Source organism: Microvirga sp. HBU67558, from assembly GCF_018069605.1.
Classification (GTDB): domain Bacteria; phylum Pseudomonadota; class Alphaproteobacteria; order Rhizobiales; family Beijerinckiaceae; genus Microvirga; species Microvirga terrae.
Genome location: NZ_JAGPUP010000548.1, coordinates 51405 through 70917 on the forward strand (window position 1 = coordinate 51405; position 19513 = coordinate 70917).

Annotated in this window: 21 protein-coding genes; 18 read left to right on the top strand and 3 right to left on the bottom strand. The window is 66.7% G+C overall.

Annotated features, from left to right (window positions below; genetic code table 11):
* Positions 1-39 precede the first annotated feature (39 nt).
* From KBI52_RS23270 to KBI52_RS23325, 12 genes are all read left to right on the top strand, one after another.
* Positions 40-1467, top strand: a complete 1428-nt coding sequence (locus KBI52_RS23270) for an SPOR domain-containing protein (protein ID WP_210811907.1) — start codon at positions 40-42, stop codon at positions 1465-1467.
* A 58-nt stretch (positions 1468-1525) separates the two neighbouring features.
* Positions 1526-2545: a beta-N-acetylhexosaminidase gene (gene nagZ, locus KBI52_RS23275; RefSeq protein ID WP_173948199.1), complete on the top strand. Its 1020-nt coding sequence runs from the start codon at positions 1526-1528 to the stop codon at positions 2543-2545.
* 40 nt (positions 2546-2585) lie between these two features.
* Positions 2586-3386 carry a ScpA family protein gene (locus tag KBI52_RS23280; protein ID WP_173948198.1) on the top strand — a complete coding sequence of 267 codons (801 nt, stop codon included), beginning with the start codon at positions 2586-2588 and terminating at the stop codon, positions 3384-3386.
* A 13-nt stretch (positions 3387-3399) separates the two neighbouring features.
* Positions 3400-4107 carry an SMC-Scp complex subunit ScpB gene (gene scpB / locus KBI52_RS23285; RefSeq protein ID WP_371823203.1) on the top strand — a complete coding sequence of 236 codons (708 nt, stop codon included), beginning with the start codon at positions 3400-3402 and terminating at the stop codon, positions 4105-4107.
* Positions 4104-5228: an ABC transporter ATP-binding protein gene (locus KBI52_RS23290; protein ID WP_173948196.1), complete on the top strand. Its 1125-nt coding sequence runs from the start codon at positions 4104-4106 to the stop codon at positions 5226-5228. Before scpB ends, KBI52_RS23290 begins: the two co-directional genes overlap by 4 nt.
* Before the next feature lie 57 nt (positions 5229-5285).
* Entirely contained in the window at positions 5286-5528 is a 243-nt protein-coding gene (locus tag KBI52_RS23295; RefSeq protein WP_173948195.1) for a twin-arginine translocase TatA/TatE family subunit, read from the top strand.
* Positions 5529-5601: 73 nt separating this feature from the next.
* Positions 5602-6228: a Sec-independent protein translocase protein TatB gene (gene tatB / locus KBI52_RS23300; protein WP_173948194.1), complete on the top strand. Its 627-nt coding sequence runs from the start codon at positions 5602-5604 to the stop codon at positions 6226-6228.
* On the top strand, positions 6225-7028 hold the full coding sequence (tatC, locus tag KBI52_RS23305) for a twin-arginine translocase subunit TatC (protein WP_173948193.1): 804 nt from the start codon (positions 6225-6227) through the stop codon (positions 7026-7028). The genes tatB and tatC overlap by 4 nt, the downstream gene beginning before the upstream one ends.
* Before the next feature lie 105 nt (positions 7029-7133).
* Positions 7134-8495 (top strand): serine--tRNA ligase, encoded by a 1362-nt coding sequence (gene serS / locus KBI52_RS23310; protein WP_210811908.1) that lies wholly within the window; start codon positions 7134-7136, stop codon positions 8493-8495.
* A 1-nt stretch (position 8496) separates the two neighbouring features.
* Entirely contained in the window at positions 8497-9261 is a 765-nt protein-coding gene (surE, locus tag KBI52_RS23315; RefSeq protein WP_210811909.1) for a 5'/3'-nucleotidase SurE, read from the top strand.
* Between the two features lie 25 nt (positions 9262-9286).
* On the top strand, positions 9287-9958 hold the full coding sequence (locus KBI52_RS23320; protein WP_247654588.1) for a protein-L-isoaspartate O-methyltransferase: 672 nt from the start codon (positions 9287-9289) through the stop codon (positions 9956-9958).
* 345 nt (positions 9959-10303) lie between these two features.
* Complete coding sequence (locus tag KBI52_RS23325; RefSeq protein ID WP_262265574.1) at positions 10304-11335, top strand: peptidoglycan DD-metalloendopeptidase family protein; 1032 nt, start codon at positions 10304-10306, stop codon at positions 11333-11335.
* A gap of 87 nt (positions 11336-11422) precedes the next feature.
* On the opposite strand, the gene KBI52_RS23330 is transcribed toward KBI52_RS23325, so the two are convergent.
* On the bottom strand, positions 11423-12304 hold the full coding sequence (locus KBI52_RS23330; protein ID WP_371823204.1) for an ATP-binding protein: 882 nt from the start codon (positions 12302-12304) through the stop codon (positions 11423-11425).
* Between the two features lie 304 nt (positions 12305-12608).
* Here KBI52_RS23330 and yajC point away from each other — a divergent pair, with 304 nt between their 5' ends.
* The 5 genes from yajC (at position 12609) to KBI52_RS23355 (ending at position 16825) form a co-directional block, all read left to right on the top strand.
* Positions 12609-12941, top strand: coding sequence for a preprotein translocase subunit YajC (gene yajC / locus KBI52_RS23335; protein ID WP_247654589.1), 333 nt, complete (start codon positions 12609-12611; stop codon positions 12939-12941).
* A 90-nt stretch (positions 12942-13031) separates the two neighbouring features.
* On the top strand, positions 13032-14639 hold the full coding sequence (gene secD / locus KBI52_RS23340) for a protein translocase subunit SecD (RefSeq protein WP_210811912.1): 1608 nt from the start codon (positions 13032-13034) through the stop codon (positions 14637-14639).
* A gap of 12 nt (positions 14640-14651) precedes the next feature.
* A complete protein-coding gene (gene secF, locus KBI52_RS23345; protein ID WP_173948186.1) occupies positions 14652-15590 on the top strand; it encodes a protein translocase subunit SecF in 939 nt (312 codons plus the stop codon).
* A gap of 4 nt (positions 15591-15594) precedes the next feature.
* Positions 15595-15981, top strand: coding sequence for an Mth938-like domain-containing protein (locus KBI52_RS23350; RefSeq protein WP_210811913.1), 387 nt, complete (start codon positions 15595-15597; stop codon positions 15979-15981).
* 1 nt (position 15982) lies between these two features.
* The gene (locus KBI52_RS23355; protein ID WP_210811914.1) at positions 15983-16825 is read left to right on the top strand and encodes a phytoene/squalene synthase family protein; all 843 of its coding nucleotides are present in this window, start codon (positions 15983-15985) and stop codon (positions 16823-16825) included.
* Positions 16826-16991: 166 nt separating this feature from the next.
* Here KBI52_RS23355 and trmFO read toward each other — a convergent pair whose 3' ends face one another.
* Positions 16992-18410, bottom strand: a complete 1419-nt coding sequence (gene trmFO, locus KBI52_RS23360) for a methylenetetrahydrofolate--tRNA-(uracil(54)-C(5))-methyltransferase (FADH(2)-oxidizing) TrmFO (RefSeq protein WP_210811915.1) — start codon at positions 18408-18410, stop codon at positions 16992-16994.
* 86 nt (positions 18411-18496) lie between these two features.
* Here trmFO and KBI52_RS23365 point away from each other — a divergent pair, with 86 nt between their 5' ends.
* Entirely contained in the window at positions 18497-19255 is a 759-nt protein-coding gene (locus KBI52_RS23365; RefSeq protein ID WP_173948182.1) for a glucose 1-dehydrogenase, read from the top strand.
* Between the two features lie 79 nt (positions 19256-19334).
* Here the strand turns inward: KBI52_RS23365 and KBI52_RS23370 are convergent, their stop codons facing one another.
* Positions 19335-19490 carry a DUF1127 domain-containing protein gene (locus KBI52_RS23370; protein ID WP_173948181.1) on the bottom strand — a complete coding sequence of 52 codons (156 nt, stop codon included), beginning with the start codon at positions 19488-19490 and terminating at the stop codon, positions 19335-19337.
* Positions 19491-19513 lie beyond the last annotated feature (23 nt).

The window sequence follows — 19513 nt, forward strand, 5'->3', positions numbered from 1 at the left end:
GCAGCAGGTGCTCCTGTCGCGTAACTGGAGATCCGGCGCATGAGCGAATCACTGAAGCCCCGTTTTGCCGTCGACCTCACCGAGATCGAACGGCAACTCGCCCAGGCGGGCAGCCCGCATTCCCAGCCGGTTCCCGCCGGGCGGACCGATCCGCTCGCGGAATTGGCCCGAATCGTGGGGCAAGACGATCCTTTTCAAGCCATTTTGGCCAATGACGGTTCCGCCCGTCCGCGGCCGCAGAATTCTTCCATCGACGATATTTTCGCCGTCCGCGACACAATGCCGCAACCAGGTCGCCCGGTAACGGCGCGGGCACCTCAGGTGGCGCCCGCGGGCTCTTCCTTCGATCAGGGCTCTTATGCCCAAAGCCACGCCCGCAGCCCTGAGCCCGGCTATGCTCATCAGTCTGTCCACCAGGATCAGGACGGGTATGGCAACGAGGCCTATGCTCAGGACTACTACGCCGATCAGGCCGGGCAGTATGCCGAACAGGACTACGACGGCGCTCCGGATTACGCACCGGCCCAGAAAGGGCGCTCCCGCAAGGGCGTGGTCGCGATGGCGGCCGTGGTCGGCGCTATCGTCCTCGGCGGCGGTGGAGCCTATCTGGCGTCCGGCTCCTCCTCGGTCACGGGTGGCGAACCTCCCCTGGTGAAGGCGAGCAGCGAGCCCACGAAGGTGCAGCCGCAGAATCCTGGCGGGGTCGAGATTCCCAACCAGAACAAGCAGATCTACGAGCGTGCCAATCAGGGTGGGGCGACCAAGGTCGTCAACCGCGAGGAGCAGCCGGTCGACGTGCAGCAGGCCGTGCGCATGAACGGAAGCGCGGTCGCGGATGCGACCGGGGGCACCGTCCCGGGCGGTGTGGTCAAGCCTCATCAGACCGCCAGCCTGAATCTCGGTGAGCCCAAGAAGGTCCGCACCGTCACGATCCGGCCCGACGGAACGGTGGCGGGATCCGAGCCGGCAGCGCAGCCCACCTCGTCCGCCGCCATGACCCTGCCGCCACAGGCCCAGCCGGCTCCGGCAGCCCGTGCGACACCGGCCCCCGTTCAGGTCGCCTCGGCCCAGCCCAGACCGGCCGCCAGCACGCCGGCGGCCCCGACAGCCTCGGCGCCGACGCCGCGTCCGGTCGCTGCGGCCGCCACTCCCGCGGCCACGCCGGCACCCCAGCAGGTCGCTTCGGTTCAGCCCGTTGCTCCGGCGGCAGCGGAGACGACGCCGACGGGCGGATTCTCGGTTCAGCTCGGCTTGGCGAACTCGGAAACCGCCGCTCAGACGGCCTTTGCGTCCTACCAGCGCAAGTATTCCGACCTGGAGGGCAAGCCCGCTCTCATCCGCAAGGCCGAGGTGAACGGCAGCACGATTTATCGGGTCCGCGTCGGGCCGCTGTCGAAGGAGGAGGCCTCGTCCCTCTGCTCCAAGCTCCAGGGCCAGGGCGGACAGTGCTTCGTGGCGAAGAACTGACCGAGCGAGGCAGCTGAGAAATGTTGACCCTGCCGAGCAGGGGACGTAAGGCGCGGGTATGACAACCCGCGCCTTTATTGCTGGATGCTCCGGCTATGACCTCACCCCGGACGAGATCGCCTTCTTCAAGGAGGCGAACCCGTGGGGCTTCATTCTCTTCCGCCGCAACGTGGAGAGCCCGGAGCAGGTGAGGGCGCTCTGCGCTTCCTTGAGGGAGGCGGTCGGCCGCGGGGATGCTCCGATCCTGATCGACCAGGAGGGCGGCCGGGTCCAGCGCATGGGGCCGCCGCATTGGCCGAAATACCCTTCCGGCAGCACCTACGGCCGCCTTCATGCCAACGATCCGCTGGTCCAGCGTGAGATCACCCGTCTCGGAGCGCGTCTGATCGCCCACGACCTCCGGTCCGTGGGGATCACGGTGGATTGCCTGCCGGTTCTGGACGTGCCGTCACCGGGCGCGCATGACATCATCGGCGACCGGGCCTACGGCAAGACGCCCGATCAGGTCGCCATTCTGGGCCGTGCGGCCGCCGAGGGGCTCATGGCCGGAGGCGTCCTGCCGGTTGTCAAGCACATGCCGGGCCATGGCCGGGCCGGCGCCGACAGCCACCTCGCCCTCCCGGTGGTCGAAGCGACCCGCGAGGAGCTGGAAAGGCACGATTTTGCTCCCTTCCGGATGCTCACCGACATGCCGCTCGCGATGACCGCGCATGTGGTGTACACGGCGCTCGATCCGGAGCACCCGGCCACGACATCCCGCATCGTCATGGAGGAGATCATCCGGGGCCATATCGGCTATGACGGGCTGGTAATGACCGACGACCTGTCCATGCAGGCTCTCTCCGGTTCGTTCCAGGGCCGGACGGAGGCGGCTTTTGCCGCCGGCTGCGACATGGCCCTTCATTGCAACGGCAACATGGACGAAATGAGCGCCGTGGCCGAGGCCGCCCCCGCGCTGGAAGGGGATTCCCTCCGCCGAGCTAACGCTGCGTTAGATCGCATCACCCACGATCCGGAGCCTCTGGATCCTGTGGATGCCAGGTCCAGGCTCGATTCCGCGCTTGCGATGATCGCCTAAAGCTTATGAAGCTTCGAACCTCATGAGTTGAGCAAGGTCCATGGCAAACCCTTTACCCTTCGAGGATGTCGAACGCACGGAGCGGGCCGAGAGCGAGCCCGCCCTTCTCGTCGACGTGGACGGGTTCGAAGGACCGCTCGACCTGCTGCTGGAACTGGCCCGGCGCCAGAAGGTGGACCTCCACCGCATCTCGATCCTGGCGCTGGCCGAGCAGTACATCGCCTTCATCGAGGAGGCGCGCCGCATGCGCCTGGAGCTGGCGGCCGACTATCTGGTGATGGCGGCTTGGCTCGCCTACCTCAAGTCGCGCCTCCTGCTGCCCGAACCGCCCAAGGGCGAGGAGCCCAGCGCTGAGGATCTCGCCACGGCGCTTGCCCTGCGCCTGCGACGTCTGGAGGCGATCCGCGAGGCCGCCAAGAAGATGGGCGAGCGCGCCTGGCTCGGCCGGGACGTCTTCGCCCGCGGGGCGCCCGAGCCCGTGATCGTCAATCGTAATTCCCGCTACGAGGCGAGCCTCTACGATCTTCTCAAGGCCTATGCCCAGCAGCGGCAGATCCAGTTCAACGCCAGGGTGTCCCTGCACAAGCGGACCGTCTGGTCCCTGGTCGATGCGCGCGATGCCCTGGAGCGCCTGGTGGGTCACCTGAGCGACTGGGTGACCCTCGACACCTATCTCGTCGAATACATGGTCGAGCCTGCCATGCGTCCGACCGTTCTGGCCTCGGCCCTGTCCGCGACCCTGGAGATGGTGCGCGAGGGCAAGCTCACGGTCCGGCAGGACGAGGCCTTCGCTCCCGTCTGGGTCAAGCCGGTGGCGGACCCGGCCCAGGCAGGAATTTAGGATGCTGCCCGACATGCAGGACGATACCGGCCCCACGCCCGACACCGAGGCTCCCGAGGTCAGCCATGTTCCCGATCACGGCGAGGCCATGCGGATCGCCGAGGCGCTCCTGTTCGCCGCTCCCGCGCCCCTGAGCGCCCAGGAGCTGAGCGGCCGGTTGCCGGAAGGTGCGGACGTGGAGAGGATTCTCCAGGACCTGACCGAGCTCTACGCGCTGCGGGGCGTCAACCTCGTCCGGGTGGCCGGCAAATGGACCTTCCGGACGGCGAGCGACCTGTCCTTCGTGCTCGCGCGCGACGTGGTCGATCAGCGCCGGCTCTCGCGCGCCGCCATGGAAACCCTCGCGATCATCGCCTATCACCAGCCGGTGACCCGCGCGGAGATCGAGGAGATCCGCGGCGTCGCCACGTCCAAGGGGACGGTCGATACCCTGTTGGAGACGGGCTGGATCCGCCTGAGGGGGCGCAGGAAGGCGCCCGGCCGCCCGGTGACCTACGGCACGACGCCCGGCTTCCTGGAGCATTTCGGGCTCGATGCCATCGAGGATCTGCCAGGCCTCGAGGAACTCAAGGGCGCGGGCTTCATCGAGGGACGCGTTCCGTCCGACCTCTCGGTGCCCACGCCTTCCGACGCCGACGCCCTGCGCGAGGACGAGGATCCGCTCGAGGACGAGCCGCTCCAGCCCCTGGACATGCACGAGACCGAGGCGGGCCAGGAATGACCGCAAGGCCCGTCGCGTCGGCCCGCGACCGGTTCCGCCTGCCCCGATGGGGGCAGCGCGGCACCGCAGGGGCGTCGATCCCGGCCCAGCTCACCTTCGAGAACATCGTCCAGGCCTACGATACCCAGCGAGCCCTCGACGGGGTGTCGCTCACGATCGAGCCGGGAGAGATCATCTGCCTGCTGGGTCACTCCGGCTGCGGGAAGACCACCCTTCTGCGCATCGCTGCCGGTGTGGAGGCGCCCACCGCCGGCCGGGTTCTCATGGACGGCCTGGAGGTCACCGGCCCGCGGGCTTTCGTGGAGCCGGAGCGACGGGGCATCGGGCTGATGTTCCAGGATTATGCCCTGTTCCCCCACATGACGATCCTGCAGAACATCATGTTCGGTCTCAAGGGCCTCTCGGCCGCGGAAGCCGGCGTTGCCGCCCGGCGTGCCCTGTCGCGCGTCGGGCTCGAGCACTATGCCGGGGAGTATCCTCATACCCTGTCGGGCGGCGAGCAGCAGCGGGTGGCGCTGGCGCGATCGATCGCCCCGCGGCCCGGCGTCCTTCTCATGGACGAGCCATTCTCGAATCTCGACCGGCGCATGCGGGACGCCATCCGGGACGAGACGGTCGCGATCCTGAGGGAAACCGGGGCGACGACCATCGTGGTGACGCACGATCCGGAGGAGGCGATGCGGATCGCCGACCGGATCGTTCTCATGCGGGCCGGCACGATCATTCAGGAAGGCGACGCCGAGGAGATCTATCGGCGCCCGGCCAATCTGTTCGCGGCCCGCTTCTTCTGCGATTTCAACGAGCTTGAGGGCTCGGTGCGGAACGGCCGGGTTTCCTGTCCCGTGGGGGTCTTTCCGGCGCCGCATCTGGCGGACGGTCCGGCGATCGTCTGCGTGCGGCCCCAGGGGGTTAGGCTCAAACCGGCGGGCTTCTGCCTGCCGGGACGTGTGGTGTCTCGTCGCTTTCTCGGCGAGGTCGATCTCGTGCACATTGACGTGCCGGGGCTCGATCGTCCGCTTCAGGCCCGCATTCACGATCCCGCTGGCGTGACAGAGGGACAGGATGTGGGCATCGAGATCGATACGAAGGATGTCCTTGTTTTCGCCGCCTCCGACGCATAGGTTGGCGACGAGTTCACATTGAAAGACCGCGCCTTTTCGGGCGCAGGAGGAATTGCCATGGGTGGCACGAGTATTTGGCACTGGATCGTCGTGGGTCTGATCGTCGTCCTGCTGTTCGGACGCGGGAAGATCTCCGACATGATGGGAGACGTCGCGAAGGGCATCAAAGCCTTCAAGAAGGGCATGTCCGAGGACGACACCCCGGCAAAGCCGGTGCAGCCGGCGGAGCCCGTCCGGACCATCGACCATCAGGCCGGCGCTCCCACGAGCACCGCGACGACGGACCACAAGGTCGGCTGAGCTTCGTGCGCCGCCGCCATTCGCGGCGTGTCAGTACGCGTGAGTACGTAAAGGGCAGGTTCGAGGCCACGTCATGTTGGACATGAGCTGGGGTGAGATCATGGTGATCGGTGCCGTTGCGCTGATCGTGATCGGCCCGAAGGATCTGCCCAAGGCCCTGCGGACCGTCGGGCAGGTGACCGGAAAGCTTCGCCGCATGGCGGCGGAGTTCCAGGGGCAATTCAACGAGGCCATGCGCGAGGCCGAACTCGACGAGGTCAAGAAGCAGCTCCAGGGCGTGAACGATTCCGTCACCTCCATCGGCAGCACGGACTTCAACCCGATCCAAACGATCCGGGACGAGCTGAAGACCTCGATCGAGGCGCCTGAAAAGGCCCCCAAGCCGGCGAACGAGGCGGACGTTCCGCAAGTGACCTCCGGGCCCGTGACATCCGATCAGCCGGCGGTGGCCGATGCGCCGCCGCCTGTTCCTGCGGCCTCCGACGCAACGGTCCAGGCCGTCGTGGAGGGGCGGGCGCCGGATCCTGTGGATTCGCGTCCCGTGGATCCGCTCGTCGACCTGCCGGCGCCCCCGCTGGTCGATCCGGCCGCCGAGATCGCCGAGTCCCTGCGCCGCGAGGCCGAGTACGAGGCCCAGCAGGCGGCCCTCGCCGAACAACTTTCAGAACAGCCCAGAAAAGCGGACGCAAAAGCCGGATGACCACCGCCGTTGAAGAGGATGAGGTCGAGGCATCGCGCGCGCCTCTGATCGAGCATCTGACCGAGTTGCGCTCGCGCCTGATCAAGGCGCTCGCCGCCTTCGTGGTGATGTTCTTCGTCTGCTTCGCCGCCGCCAAATACATCTACAACGCGCTGGTCTGGCCCTACGTCCTGGCGGTCGGCTCGCCGGAGCGGGCTCACCTGGTCTATACGCACGGCCTCGAATATCTGTTCACCCAGATTCAGGTTGCGGCCTTCGGGGCCGGCTTCATGGCCTTTCCGGTCATCGCCATGCAGATCTACAAGTTCGTCGCGCCCGGTCTCTACAAGAACGAGCGTCGGGCCTTTGTGCCGTACCTGATCGCGACCCCGGTCCTCTTCGTCGTCGGGGCGGCCTGCGTGTATTTCATCGCCATGCCGCTGCTCATGCGGTTCTCCGTGGGCATGCAGCAATTGGCTACGGATACGAGCCCCAGCATCGAGTTCCTGCCCAAGGTCAGCGAGTACCTGTCACTGATCATGACGCTCATCTTCGCGTTCGGCATCTGCTTCCAGCTGCCGGTCGTCCTGACCCTTCTGGCCCGGGCCGGGATCATCGACTCGCAGTTCCTCAAGGACAAGCGTCGCTACGCCGTGGTCATCGTGTTCGTGATCGCGGCGGTTCTCACGCCGCCGGACGTGATCAGCCAGTTCGCCCTTGCGATCCCCACCTTGCTTCTTTACGAGGCATCCATCTTCTCCGTCACCATGGTCGAGAAGAAGCGTGCGGAGGCCGAGGCCGCGCGCGCGGCAGAGGAGTAGGGGCCTCGAAGAGGTCCCTCGCATCGGCCGCCGTCCTCGGCAAGAGTTGAAGGGGCGGTCTTGTTCTGATGGGCGGGACTGCCTGACGAAGCAGGTCCTGATCCCATGCACGACATCCGTTCCATCCGCGAGAACCCCGCGGCTTTCGACCAAGGCCTCCGGAACCGGGGCATGGAGCCCCTGTCCGCGCAGCTGATCGCCCTCGACGACCGGCGCAAGAGCGCCGTTTCCGCCCTGCAGGCCGCCACCGAGCGCCGTAACGCCCTGTCCAAGGAAATCGGCCAGGCCAAGGCGAAAAAGGACGAGGCGCGGGCCCAGGAGCTGATGGCCGAGGTCGCCCGGATCAAGGAAACGACGCCGGACCTGGAGGAGGCCGAGCGCGCCGCCGAAAAGGCCTTGTTCGAGGCCCTTTCGGCGATTCCCAACATTCCCAAAGAGGATGTCCCGTTCGGACTGGACGAGCACGGCAATGTGGAGCGTCACCGCTTCGGCACGCCGCCGACCCTCAACAGCGCCAAGCAGCATTTCGAGCTCGGCGAGGCCCTCGGTCTGATGGATTTCGAGACGGCCGCGAAGCTCTCCGGCTCGCGCTTCGTGGTGCTCAAGGGCGCACTGGCCCGGCTCGAGCGGGCGCTCGGGCAGTTCATGATCGACCTGCACACGACCGAGCACGGCTACACGGAAGTGAACCCACCGCTGCTGGTGCGCGATGACGCCATGTTCGGCACGGCGCAGCTGCCGAAATTCGAGGACGACCAGTTCTGGGCCTTCCCCGGGAATACGTTGGAACAGGTCGTGCAGGCGGCCCTCGACGGGCAGCCGCGCGAGGCCATCGGCAGGATGATCAAGGACACGCGCTACGGCATGATCCCGACCGCAGAGGTCACGCTCACCAACCTCGTGCGCGAGCAGATCCTTTCGGAGGAGCAGCTTCCGCTGCGCTTCACGGCGCTGACCCCGAGCTTCCGCGCCGAGGCCGGATCCGCCGGGCGCGACACCCGCGGCATGATCCGCCAGCACCAGTTCGTGAAGTGCGAACTCGTCTCGATCACCACGCCCGAAACGTCCGCCGACGAGCACGAGCGCATGCTCGCGAGCGCCGAGAACGTGCTGAAGAAGCTGGAGCTTCCGTTCCGCACCATGACGCTCTGCACGGGCGACATGGGTTTCTCGTCGACCAAGACCTACGACATCGAGGTGTGGCTGCCGGGGCAAGGCATGTACCGCGAGATCTCGAGCTGCTCGGTCTGTTCGGATTTCCAGGCCCGCCGCATGAATGCGCGCTACCGCGCCGCGGGCGAGAAGCAGCCGCGTTTCGTGCATACGCTCAACGGCTCCGGGCTCGCGGTCGGCCGCACGCTCGTGGCCGTTCTCGAGAACTACCAGAACGAGGACGGCAGCGTTGCGATTCCGTCGGCGCTGCAGCCCTACATGGGCGGGATGGCCCGCATCGAACGTCAGGCCTGACATGCGCATTCTCTGCACCAACGACGACGGCATTCATGCTCCTGGCCTGAAGACCCTGGAGGCGATCGCCCGCAACCTCTCGGACGACGTGTGGGTCGTCGCGCCCGAGACCGACCAGAGCGGCGTCGCCCACTCGCTGTCCCTCAATGATCCTCTGCGCCTGCGCGAGATCTCGGAGCGGCACTTCGCCGTGAAGGGAACGCCGACCGACTGCGTGATCATGGGCGCGCGTCATCTCATGCAGGACGCCAGGCCCGACCTCGTTCTCTCCGGGGTCAACCGGGGACAGAACGTGGCTGAGGACGTGACCTATTCGGGGACGGTTGCGGGAGCCATCGAGGGCACGATCCTGGGCATCCCATCCATTGCCCTATCCCAGGCCTACGGACCCGGCACGCGCAACGCGCCGCGCTGGCACTGCGCCGAGCACCACGGCCCCAAGGTCGTGCGTCGGATCCTCGAGGCCGGAATCGACAAGGGCATCCTGGTCAATGTGAATTTTCCGGATTGCGAGCCCGACGAGGTCGAGGGAACGGCTCTCGTCAACCAGGGGCAGCGCACGCAGGAGCTTCTGCGCCTCGACGAGCGCCGCGACGGACGCGGCAATCCCTATTTCTGGATCGCATTCGAGCGCCGGCCCTTCACGCCCGGCAACGGCACCGATCTGTGGGCGATCGCCCATCGGCGCATTGCCGTGACACCGCTGCGCATCGACATGACCGACGAGCCGACGCTGACGCGCTACGCGCAGGCTTTCGACCGATGAGGGTGCCGGCGCGATGAACCAGGACATGCCTTTCCTGCCTGAAGCGGAGCCCCGCGACGAGCAGGAGGCGATCGGTGCTGCGTCCTTCATCCTGTCCCTGCGCGCCAAAGGCATCCGCGACACGGCGCTGCTGCGCGCGATGGAGCTCGTGCCTCGCGAGGTGTTCGCGCCGCGCCGCTTCACCGACCTGGCGCGCACGGATGTCGCCCTGCCGTTGCCCTGCGGCCAGACCATGACGGGACCGGCGACGGTCGCGGCCATGCTGCTGGCGCTCGGTGTCCAGCCGGGTCAGCGCGTGCTGGAGATCGGAACCGGCAGCGGCTACGTGACGGCGCTGCTGGCGAGGCTCGGCGCCGAGGTCACCAGCGTCGAGCGCTTCAACACCTTGGCGGAGAGCGCGGCGCAGCATCTCAAGATCGTCGACGCGGACAAGGTCCGGCTGGAGGTGGGAGACGGATTGGCGGCGCGTGTCCGGGACCGCTTCGACCGCATTCTGCTCAACGGCGCACGCCCCGAGATCCCACAGACCGTCACGTCTCTCCTCGGCCCGGGCAGCCGTCTGATCGGCGCGATCACGAAGGAGAGCGGGCCCCATCTCGTGCGGATCGACCGCGACGCCGAGGGTGCGCTGACGCAGACGTTCGGCGCATCCTTGCGCATTTCGCCTCTCGTCACCGGCGTTGCGGCGACCCTCTAGCGTATCGTGCGGACCCAGCGGGCGGCGTCAGTGAAAAATGGGCCCGGTTTTCCGCGCCCAGCGATGCGCTTATTCAGAAAGAAGCATCGGGTCGGTCCCAGAAGTGCAAGTCCACTCTCGCGTCCGATGCGCCAGGGAATCGGGCCAAAAACATGTCGGCTTTTGGGAGTGTTCCGAACCGAACCAAATTTTTTCGGACAAGGTTACGAGAATCCAGGCAGCGTCAACCGATGCTTAACCTGAACAGGCTTTTAATGGCTCCATCGAGTTGCGTTCGGTTGGGGTTGAGTGATGCGGTTGCGTGAGTGTTCTGGGCATTGGGTTGCGGTGTCGCGGATCGCCTTGGTGGGTTTGATCGGCAGTGCGGCGGCAGCCTGCAGTACCGATAGTGCGCGGTTCGCCGAGAACCCGTTCTCAAATCCCTTCGCGGCCAGCGAGCGCATGGACACCACCGCGTCGTCCTCGCCTCAGCCGACGCCGTCCTATGCCCCAGCCCCGATGCCGACACCGTCGGTGCAGGCCCAGGCCCTGCCGCCCGTGCAGTCCCAGTCCCAGCCCCTGCCGCAGCCCACCCGCATCGCCGCCGCTCCCGCCCCGATCCAGCCGCGCCCCGTGCCGGTCGCTCAATCGGTCCCGGCGCAGCCGGCCGGCCAGCCGAAATTCCGCCTCGTCGACACGTCCAAGACTCCGGCCGCCACGACGCCGGTTGCCGCCGCCGAGCCGGTGAAGCGTGTTCGCCCCGGTATGACGTCGACCGCTCAGGCTCCGGCTCCTGCCGCACCCGCAAGGTCAGCTCCGATGCAGGTCGCGTCCGCCACGAACGAGCCGCTCGTGTCCGCGCCGAAGCCTCTGGCGCCCGCTCCGAAGCCGGTCGTTGAGCAGCCCAAGGTTGCCGCCCTGACCCAGCCCGAGCCGGTGAAGCCTGCCGTCGTGCAGCCGGTCGCTCCGGCGCCGCAGCCGGAAGCCGCAAAGGCTCCGGTGGCAGAGCCCGAGCAGACCGCAAGCGTCTCCGGCGATTTCCGCTGGCCGGCCCGCGGCCGCGTCATCGCCGGTTTCGGCGCCAATGGCGGCAACGAGGGCATCAATATCGCGGTTCCCGAAGGCACGCCGGTCAAGGCGGCCGAGGCCGGCACCGTGACCTATGCCGGCAGCGAAGTGAAGGGCTACGGCAACCTCGTCCTGATCAAGCACGAGAACGGCTTCGTCTCGGCCTATGCCCATAACGGTTCGCTCAACGTCAAGCGCGGCGAGCAGGTGAAGCGCGGCCAGGTGATCGCCACGTCCGGCCAGACCGGCAACGTGACCTCGCCGCAGCTCCACTTCGAGATCCGCAAGGGCGCCCAGCCGGTTGACCCCATGAAGCATCTCGGCGGCTGATCGGATCAACGGTTCAGGTCAGCTTCCGCCTGTCGAAGCTGGTCGAATGAGGGGACGGTGGAGCTCAGCCACCGTCCCCTTGCCGTTTCAGATCGCCTTGCCGAGGCGCCCGGCGAGATCCTGAATGAACTGCCAGGCCGTACGTCCCGAGCGTGCGCCGCGGGTGGTGGCCCATTCCAGGGCCTCCGCGCGGACGGCGTCACGGTCCGCCTGGAGGCCGAGATGGTCGACATAGGCGAAGACCATGTCGAGATACTCGTCCTGGCTGCATTTGTGGAAGCCGAGCCAGAGGCCGAACCGGTCGGACAGGGAGACCTTCTCCTCGACCGCCTCGCCCGGGTTGATGGCGGTCGAGCGCTCGTTCTCCATCATGTCGCGCGGCAGCAGGTGGCGCCGGTTCGAGGTGGCGTAGAAGATCACGTTGTCGGGCCGGCCCTCGATGCCGCCTTCCAGCACGGCCTTCAGCGACTTGTAGGAGGTGTCGTCCGCATCGAACGAGAGATCGTCGCAGAACACGATGAAGCGGTGGGGGTCGGCCCGCAGCAGTCCCATGAGATCGGGCAGGGTCTCGATATCCTCCCGGTGGATCTCGATCAGCTTGAGGGGGCGTGCATCGGCAGGCTTGGAGTGGTTGATCTCGGCATGGACCGCCTTGACCAAGGACGATTTGCCCATGCCGCGGGCGCCCCAGAGCAGGGCGTTGTTCGCCGGCAGGCCTCGCGCGAAGCGCTGCGTGTTCTCCGCAAGCTGGTCCCGGACCCGGTCGATGCCGCGCAGGAGGCTCATCTCGACCCGGTTCACCTTCGGCACGGGAGAAAGCCGGCGGCCGGCCGCCTGCCAGACGAAGGCATCGGCTCCGGTCACGTCGGCGTGAGCCGCGGTGGCGGGGGTGAGGCGCTCCAGGGCCTCGGCGATCCGCGTCAAAAGCGCCAGGGATTCGGGGGAGGTGAGATCGGCGGGCATGGGCATCTGACTTCAAGCATGGGTGAGGAAGCCGTGCTTAGCGCATTTTTCCACGAAGGGGATCCGGCTCCGGAGCAAAAATGCCGCCTGTCGCAGGGGAGCGCCGGGTTCGGCCCGGGGGTGCGGTCCTGCGAAACCGGCTCTGCGGCCGACCCCGGAGGGCCGCAGCCCTGCAGGAGCCTTGGGAAAGGCCTTCAACTTCATTGATTTCGGCGAGTCGATGGGTATAGTCCGCCACGCTTTGTAATCCCGTCCGGCGCGGGTGGGCCCAAAACGGGCCTGCCACGCGCCTTTATCCATGGAGAGCCGCTTGTTCATTTCACCTGCCTTCGCACAAGGGGCCCCGGCCGGGGGCGGAACGGAGATGATCCTTCAATTCGTTCCGTTCATCCTCATATTCGTCATCATGTGGTTCCTGATCATCCGTCCGCAGCAGCGCCGGGTGAAGGCCCACCAGGAGATGATCAAGAACGTCCGACGCGGCGATACGGTCGTCACGTCCGGCGGCATCATCGGAAAGGTGACCAAGGTCCTCGAGGATTCGGCCGATGTCGAGGTCGAGATCGCCGACGGCGTGAAGGTGAAGGTGGCCCGTGCCATGATCTCCGAGGTCCGCTCCAAGAGCGAGCCGGTCAAGGCCTGATGTGACAAAAGGCCGGCCCTTCCATTTGGGACCAGGGCCGGTTCGCCGCTCCAGAATGCGGCCAGGTGAGTGAGAAAGGTTGAGCTGACGATGCTGCGCTTCTCGAGGTCGAAGATCATCGCCACCGTGGCGATCATTGTGATCGGCCTGCTTCTTGCGGTTCCGAGCATGATGAATCGCGAGCAGCGTCAGGCTTTCCTGAACGCCGTCCCGAGCTGGGTCCCGTCCTGGCTCGTACCGTCCCGCGCCATCGTCCTGGGACTCGACCTGCAGGGCGGCTCCCACGTCCTCCTCGAGGTCGACGCCCAGGATCTGCTGCGCGGCCAGGTCACGCTTCTGCGCGACGACGTCCGCCGCATCCTGCGCGATACCCGCGTATCGTCCCAGAACGGCATCCAGACCGTCCAGCGGGGCGTGCAGATCCGCGTGCCCGATGCCGCGGATCGCGACCGGCTGCTGCCGCGCTTGAGGGAGTTGTCGCAGCCGATCGGCAATGCCGTGATCGGCCAGAGCGGTAACAACACCATCGCGATCAACACCAGTCCGGACGGCGTGATCACGCTGACCTACACGGATGCGGGCATCAACGAGCGCGTGCGCCGCGCCGTCGACCAGTCCATCGAGGTCGTCCGTCGCCGCATTGACTTCGGCGGGACGACGGAGCCGAGCATCCAGCGCCAGGGCGCCGACCGCATTCTCGTCCAGGTTCCCGGCCTCCAGGACCCGCAGCAGCTGAAGGCTCTTCTCGGCGAGACCGGCAATCTCGAGTTCCGCCTGCTGGCCCAGCCGGGCGCGACCGACGTCGACCTGCTCCCCATGGAGGATGCCGGCGGACAGCGCGTGCCCGTCGAGCGCCGAGTGATCGCCGAAGGTGGCGATCTGACGGATGCCCAGCCGGCCTTCGACAGCCAGACCCGCCAGCCGATCGTCAACTTCCGCTTCAACATCCGCGGGGCGCAGCGCTTTGGCCAGGCCACCACGGAGAACCTGGGCCGTCAGCTCGCGATCGTGCTCGACAACCGGGTGATCTCGGCGCCGACGATCCAGTCGCCCATCACGGGCGGCTCCGGCCAGATCTCCGGCAGCTTCACGGTCGAGCAGGTCAACAATCTCGCGGTCCTGCTCCGCTCCGGCGCGCTGCCTGCCAAGCTCACCATCGTGGAAGAGCGCACCGTCGGCCCGGGCCTCGGACGCGATTCCATCGAGGCCGGCAAGATGGCCACCTATGTGGCAGCCATCTTCGTGGTGATCTTCATGTTCGCCACTTACGGTGTCTTCGGCCTCATCGCGAACATCGCGCTCCTCGTCCATGTGGGCCTGATCTTCGGTCTCATGTCCGTACTGGAAGCGACCCTGACCCTGCCGGGCATCGCCGGCATTGTGCTCACCATCGGCACGGCCGTGGACTCGAACGTGCTCATCTACGAGCGCATCCGCGAAGAGGTGCATGCCGGCCGGTCCATCGTGTCGGGCATCCAGGCCGGCTTCGACCGGGCCTTCGCGACCATCGTGGATTCCAACAGCACCATGGCGATTGCCGCCGTGATCCTGTTCTTCCTCGGCTCCGGTCCGGTGCGCGGCTTCGCGGTCGTGTTCATTCTCGGCATCCTGACGACGGTGATCACCGCCGTTACCCTGACGCGCATGATGATCGCGCTCTGGTATCAGTGGATGCGTCCCAAAGCCCTTCCGTTTTAAGGAGTGCGTATCGTGCGCCTCATCCGCCTCTGGCCCGAAAACTCCCACTTCGACTTCATGCGCCTGCGGCGCTACTCGTTTCCGCTGTCGGCCCTGATCTCGGTGGCGACCGCCATCGTTCTGATGACGGTCGGGCTAAACTTCGGCATCGACTTCAAGGGCGGAACGCTCATGGAGATCCAGGCCAAGTCCGGTCAGGCCAACGTCGCCCAGATCCGCCAGACCGCCGAGAGCTTCGGCTTCGGCGACGTGGAGGTCCAGGAATTCGGCGGCACCGGCGAGGTCTCGCTGCGTTTCCCCATCCAATCGGGCGGCGAGGCCGCGCAGACGGCTGTGGTGCAGAAGGCCCGCGACACCTTTGGCAACGACTACGATTTCCGCCGCGTCGAGACGGTCGGCCCGCGCGTGTCGGGCGAACTCGTCCAGTCGGGCACCATCGGCATCGTGCTCTCGGTGATCGCGGTTCTGTTCTATCTCTGGTTCCGCTTCGAGCGGGAGCTGGCGGTGGCATCGATCATCGGCACGCTCCACGACATCGTGCTCACCATCGGGTTCTTCGTGATCACCCGTCACGAGTTCAACATGACGTCGATCGCCGCGATCCTCACCATCGTGGGCTATTCGCTCAACGAGACGGTGGTGGTGTTCGACAGGACCCGCGAGCTGATGCGTCGCTACAAGGCTATGCCTGCGGAAGAGCTGTTGAATCTCTCGATCAACACCACCATGTCCCGCACGATCATGACGGCGACCACGACGGCGCTGTCGCTCCTGGCTCTGGTCCTCTTCGGCGGACAGGCGATCCAGGGCTTCGCGCAGGTCATGCTCTACGGGGTCGTCATCTGTACGTACTCGGCCATCTGCATCTCGTCGCCCATGCTGATCTATATCGGCCTGCGCGGGTCGGAGACCGTCAAGGTGCCGGAGGGCAGGGCCGCCGCAGCGGAGTAGGACCATGAGCGATGGTCGCCTCTATGACGGCTTCCTGCCGGGACGCTATCCGTTCGACGCCTACGGCAACGGCGGCTTTCGCTTCGGGGACATGTCCCATCGTGGCTCCCTGCTGGCCCTGCCTTCGGGGATTCGGGCCTGGCCGGTCGGTTCCGTGGCCGAGCTGACCGACGAGGCGCTCGACCCGATCTTCGCCGAGGCCGATGCCATCGATCTCCTGCTGCTCGGCACGGGCGCCGACATCGCGGCCATTCCGGCGGGGTTCCGCACGCGCTTTCGCGAGGCCGGGATCGGGCTCGACGTGATGCAGACGGGGGCTGCCGCGCGCACGTACAACATTTTGCTCGCCGAGAACCGCAAGGTCGGCGCCGCCCTGATCGCCGTTCCCTGACATGGCGGAAGCGATTGCCAACTTCGCCCATTGCGAAGCGCTCGTGCGCGAGGCCGATCCGGACCGGTACTGGGCGAGCCTGTTCGCGCCTGCCGAGAAGCGTCCCCACCTCTATGCGCTCTACGCCTTCAACTTCGAGGTGGCCCGCGTCCGCGAAGCGGTGCGGGAGGCGCTCGTCGGCGAGATCCGCCTGCAATGGTGGCGCGACGCCCTGCAGGGCGAGGCGAGGGGCGACGTGCGGGCGAACCCCGTGGCGGCCGCGCTGGACGATACCATCGTCCAGTTCCGGCTGCCCCGTCAGTCCTTCGTCGACCTGATCGATGCCCGGATCTTCGACCTTTACGACGATCCCATGCCGAGCCTGAATGATCTCGAGGGCTATTGCGGCGAGACCTCGTCCAGCCTCATCCAGCTTGCGAGCCTCGTCCTCGCCGACGGCTCCAATCCGGGTACGGCCGATGCGGCGGGGCATGCAGGCGTGGCCTATGCCGTCACCGGGCTTCTTCGGGCCTTCCCGCATCATGCACGGCAGGGGCAGGTCTATATCCCGGCCGATCTCCTGGCCCGCCACGGGGTCGTGCGCGAGGACATCGTGACCGGACGCGGCGGGCCCGGTCTCAACCGCGCCCTAGCCGATCTCCGCGCGGTCGCCCGCAGGCACCTCGAACAGGCACGCAAGCTGCGCGCCACCATTCCCGATGCGGCCAAGCCGGCCTTTCAGCCGCTCGCCTTGGTCGAGCCCTATCTCAGGGCCATGGAGCGGCGAGGCTACGATCCGTTCCACACGCCCGTGGACCTGCCGCAATGGCGGCGGATCTGGGCGCTCTGGCGCGGACCGTTCTAGAGAGGAGCCCGTCCCGTGTCGTCACCGGCCTTGTGCCGGTGATCCCGCTTCGTTGAAGCGCCGCGCTCTTCCGTATTGGGATGGCCGGCGCAAGGCCGGCCACGACGTGAGGAGCATCTGTTCCCGGATGGCACGGAGCGGCCCGGGGAGCGTCCCGGGAGCCGGCTTACTCGGCCGCAGCGGGCAGGACCCCACCTGAGAGCCAGGCCGCCAGATCTGCCCTGGCCCTGTCCGTCAGCGCCTTCTTGCGGGCGACGGCCTTGGCGGGGCCGCGCAGGCGCTTGCCGTCCTCCGCCTTCGGAGCATGGGCCAGAGGCGGGAAGAGCCCGAAATTCACGTTCATGGGCTGGAAGGAGCGCGGCCCCTCGTCGATGGTCTCGATATGCCCGCCCGTGATGTGGTTGATCAGCGCCCCGAGCGCCGTGGTGTGCGGCAGGGGCTCGATCGGCCGGCCGAGCCGCTCGGCAGCGGCGAAGCGGCCGGTCATGAGACCGACGGCGGCGCTCTCGACGTAGCCCTCGCAGCCGGTGATCTGGCCCGCGAAGCGCAGGCGTGGCATCGCCTTCAGGCGCAGGGTCGGATCGAGAAGCTTGGGTGAGTTGAGGTAGGTGTTGCGGTGAATGCCGCCGAGGCGCGCGAACTCGGCATTCTCCAGGCCCGGGATCATGCGCAGGACCGCGGTCTGCGCGCCGTATTTCAGCTTGGTCTGGAACCCCACCATGTTGAACAGGGTCCCGAGCGCGTTGTCCTGGCGAAGCTGCACGATGGCATAGGGCTTAATGTCGGGATTGCGCGGGTCGGTGAGGCCGACCGGCTTCATCGGTCCGTGGCGCAAGGTCTCGCGGCCGCGCTCGGCCATAACCTCGATCGGCAGGCAACCGTCGAAATACGGCGTGTCGGCCTCCCATTCCTTGAACTCGGTCTTGTCGCCGGCAATCAGCGCATCGACGAAGGCCTCGTACTGCTCCCTGGTCATGGGGCAGTTGATGTAGTCCTTGCCGGTGCCGCCCGGTCCAACCTTGTCGTAGCGCGACTGGAACCAGGCGACGTCCATGTTGATGGACTCGCGGTAGACGATCGGCGCGATGGCGTCGAAGAAGGCGAGCGACGTCTCGCCCGTGAGCGTGAGAATGGCCTCTGCGAGAGCCGGCGACGTGAGGGGCCCGGTGGCGACGATCACGGAAGACCATTCCTCCGGCGGCAGGCCGGCGATTTCGCCCCGCTCGATGGTGACGAGAGGATGTGCCTCGAGCGCGGCCGTCACCGCATTCGAGAAGCCGTCGCGATCGACCGCCAATGCGCCTCCGGCCGGAACCTGGTTGGCATCGCCCTTCGCCATGATCAGGGAGCCGAGACTGCGCATCTCCTGGTGCAGCAGTCCCACGGCATTGGCCTCGGGGTCATCCGAGCGGAAGGAATTGGAGCAGACGAGCTCCGCCAGACCCTCGGTCTTGTGGGCATCGGTGCCGCGAACCGGGCGCATCTCGTGCAGCACGACCGGGACGCCCGCATGGGCGATCTGCCAGGCCGCTTCCGAACCGGCGAGTCCGCCGCCGATGACATGGATGGGTTTGAGGGTGCTCATGATCATTCTCCCGAGCGGCTTTGTTGACTCCCTGGGGAGCGCTGGTCAAGTTGAGCCGAATGACTATTGGGAAGGCTTAGAACGCTATGCAATCCAGACGCCCCGTCGTCCTTATTACAGGTGGAAGCCGCGGCATAGGGGCCGCGGTGGCGCAGCTCGCCGCCGCGCGTGGCTACGATGTCGCCATCACCTACCGGTCCGAGCGCGAATCCGCCGAGCGCGTGCTTGCGGCCTGTCGCACATCGGGAGCGGCTGCCGTGGCGTGCCAAGGCGACGTTGCCATGGAGGCCGACGTGGTGCGGATGTTCGACGAGGCTCAATCTGCCCTCGGCCCGATCTCGCATGTGGTCAACAACGCGGGCATCACCGGCAAGTCGAGCCGGCTGGAGCAGGCTGACTCGGACGCCGTCCGGGCCTGCATCGAGGTGAACGTCCTAGGAGCGATCTGGGTCGCCCGAGAGGCGGCCCGGCGCCTTTCCACCAGCCGGGGCGGACCCGGAGGCGCCATCGTCAACATCTCGTCGGTTGCCGCAAGCCTGGGCAGTCCCAACGAATATGTCTGGTACGCGGCCTCGAAGGGCGCCGTCGACTCGCTGACGATCGGGATGGCGAAGGAGCTGGCCAGCGAGGGGATCCGGGTGAATGCCGTCTCGCCGGGGATGACCATGACGGACATCCACGAGCGCAGCACCCAGGATGCCGGTCGGGTGGAGCGCATTCGGCCCCACATCCCCATGAACCGGATCGGGGAGCCGGAGGAGATCGCCGAGGCCGTGCTGTTCCTGATATCGGACGCGGCGTCCTACATCGCCGGGGCCAACCTGTCGGTGTCAGGCGGCCGCTGACGTCTCACAACAGGGGCCTCGACAAGCGAAAGCCCGCCGGAGGGCGGGCTAGGGCCTTGTGCTGCGATGCAGCGTAGTTTTACGCCAAAGCGTTCTGGCGAGCGATGCTCTCGATCTGGAAGCGAGAGATGCCGAGGTCGTCGAGCTCGCGGTCGGAAAGCAGCGAAAGCTCACGGACGGTCTCGCGATAACGCATATAGCTGCGGACCTTAGACAGGATGTACGATACGAACATGGGAAGCTCCTAAACAGTGACCG

Excerpts from the sequence above, each read along its gene's own strand:
- KBI52_RS23365 (WP_173948182.1), top strand. The coding sequence starts at position 18,497 with ATGCAATCCAGACGCCCCGTCGTCCTTATTACAGGTGGAAGCCGCGGC.
- trmFO (WP_210811915.1), bottom strand. The coding sequence starts at position 18,410 with ATGAGCACCCTCAAACCCATCCATGTCATCGGCGGCGGACTCGCCGGT.
- KBI52_RS23290 (WP_173948196.1), top strand. The coding sequence starts at position 4,104 with ATGACCGCAAGGCCCGTCGCGTCGGCCCGCGACCGGTTCCGCCTGCCC.
- tatB (WP_173948194.1), top strand. The coding sequence starts at position 5,602 with ATGTTGGACATGAGCTGGGGTGAGATCATGGTGATCGGTGCCGTTGCG.
- serS (WP_210811908.1), top strand. The coding sequence starts at position 7,134 with ATGCACGACATCCGTTCCATCCGCGAGAACCCCGCGGCTTTCGACCAA.
- secD (WP_210811912.1), top strand. The coding sequence starts at position 13,032 with ATGCTGCGCTTCTCGAGGTCGAAGATCATCGCCACCGTGGCGATCATT.
- tatC (WP_173948193.1), top strand. The coding sequence starts at position 6,225 with ATGACCACCGCCGTTGAAGAGGATGAGGTCGAGGCATCGCGCGCGCCT.
- KBI52_RS23295 (WP_173948195.1), top strand. The coding sequence starts at position 5,286 with ATGGGTGGCACGAGTATTTGGCACTGGATCGTCGTGGGTCTGATCGTC.
- KBI52_RS23370 (WP_173948181.1), bottom strand. The coding sequence starts at position 19,490 with ATGTTCGTATCGTACATCCTGTCTAAGGTCCGCAGCTATATGCGTTAT.
- KBI52_RS23320 (WP_247654588.1), top strand. The coding sequence starts at position 9,287 with ATGCCTTTCCTGCCTGAAGCGGAGCCCCGCGACGAGCAGGAGGCGATC.
- KBI52_RS23330 (WP_371823204.1), bottom strand. The coding sequence starts at position 12,304 with ATGCCCATGCCCGCCGATCTCACCTCCCCCGAATCCCTGGCGCTTTTG.
- KBI52_RS23270 (WP_210811907.1), top strand. The coding sequence starts at position 40 with ATGAGCGAATCACTGAAGCCCCGTTTTGCCGTCGACCTCACCGAGATC.
- KBI52_RS23280 (WP_173948198.1), top strand. The coding sequence starts at position 2,586 with ATGGCAAACCCTTTACCCTTCGAGGATGTCGAACGCACGGAGCGGGCC.
- KBI52_RS23350 (WP_210811913.1), top strand. The coding sequence starts at position 15,595 with ATGAGCGATGGTCGCCTCTATGACGGCTTCCTGCCGGGACGCTATCCG.
- KBI52_RS23355 (WP_210811914.1), top strand. The coding sequence starts at position 15,983 with ATGGCGGAAGCGATTGCCAACTTCGCCCATTGCGAAGCGCTCGTGCGC.
- surE (WP_210811909.1), top strand. The coding sequence starts at position 8,497 with ATGCGCATTCTCTGCACCAACGACGACGGCATTCATGCTCCTGGCCTG.
- nagZ (WP_173948199.1), top strand. The coding sequence starts at position 1,526 with ATGACAACCCGCGCCTTTATTGCTGGATGCTCCGGCTATGACCTCACC.
- scpB (WP_371823203.1), top strand. The coding sequence starts at position 3,400 with ATGCAGGACGATACCGGCCCCACGCCCGACACCGAGGCTCCCGAGGTC.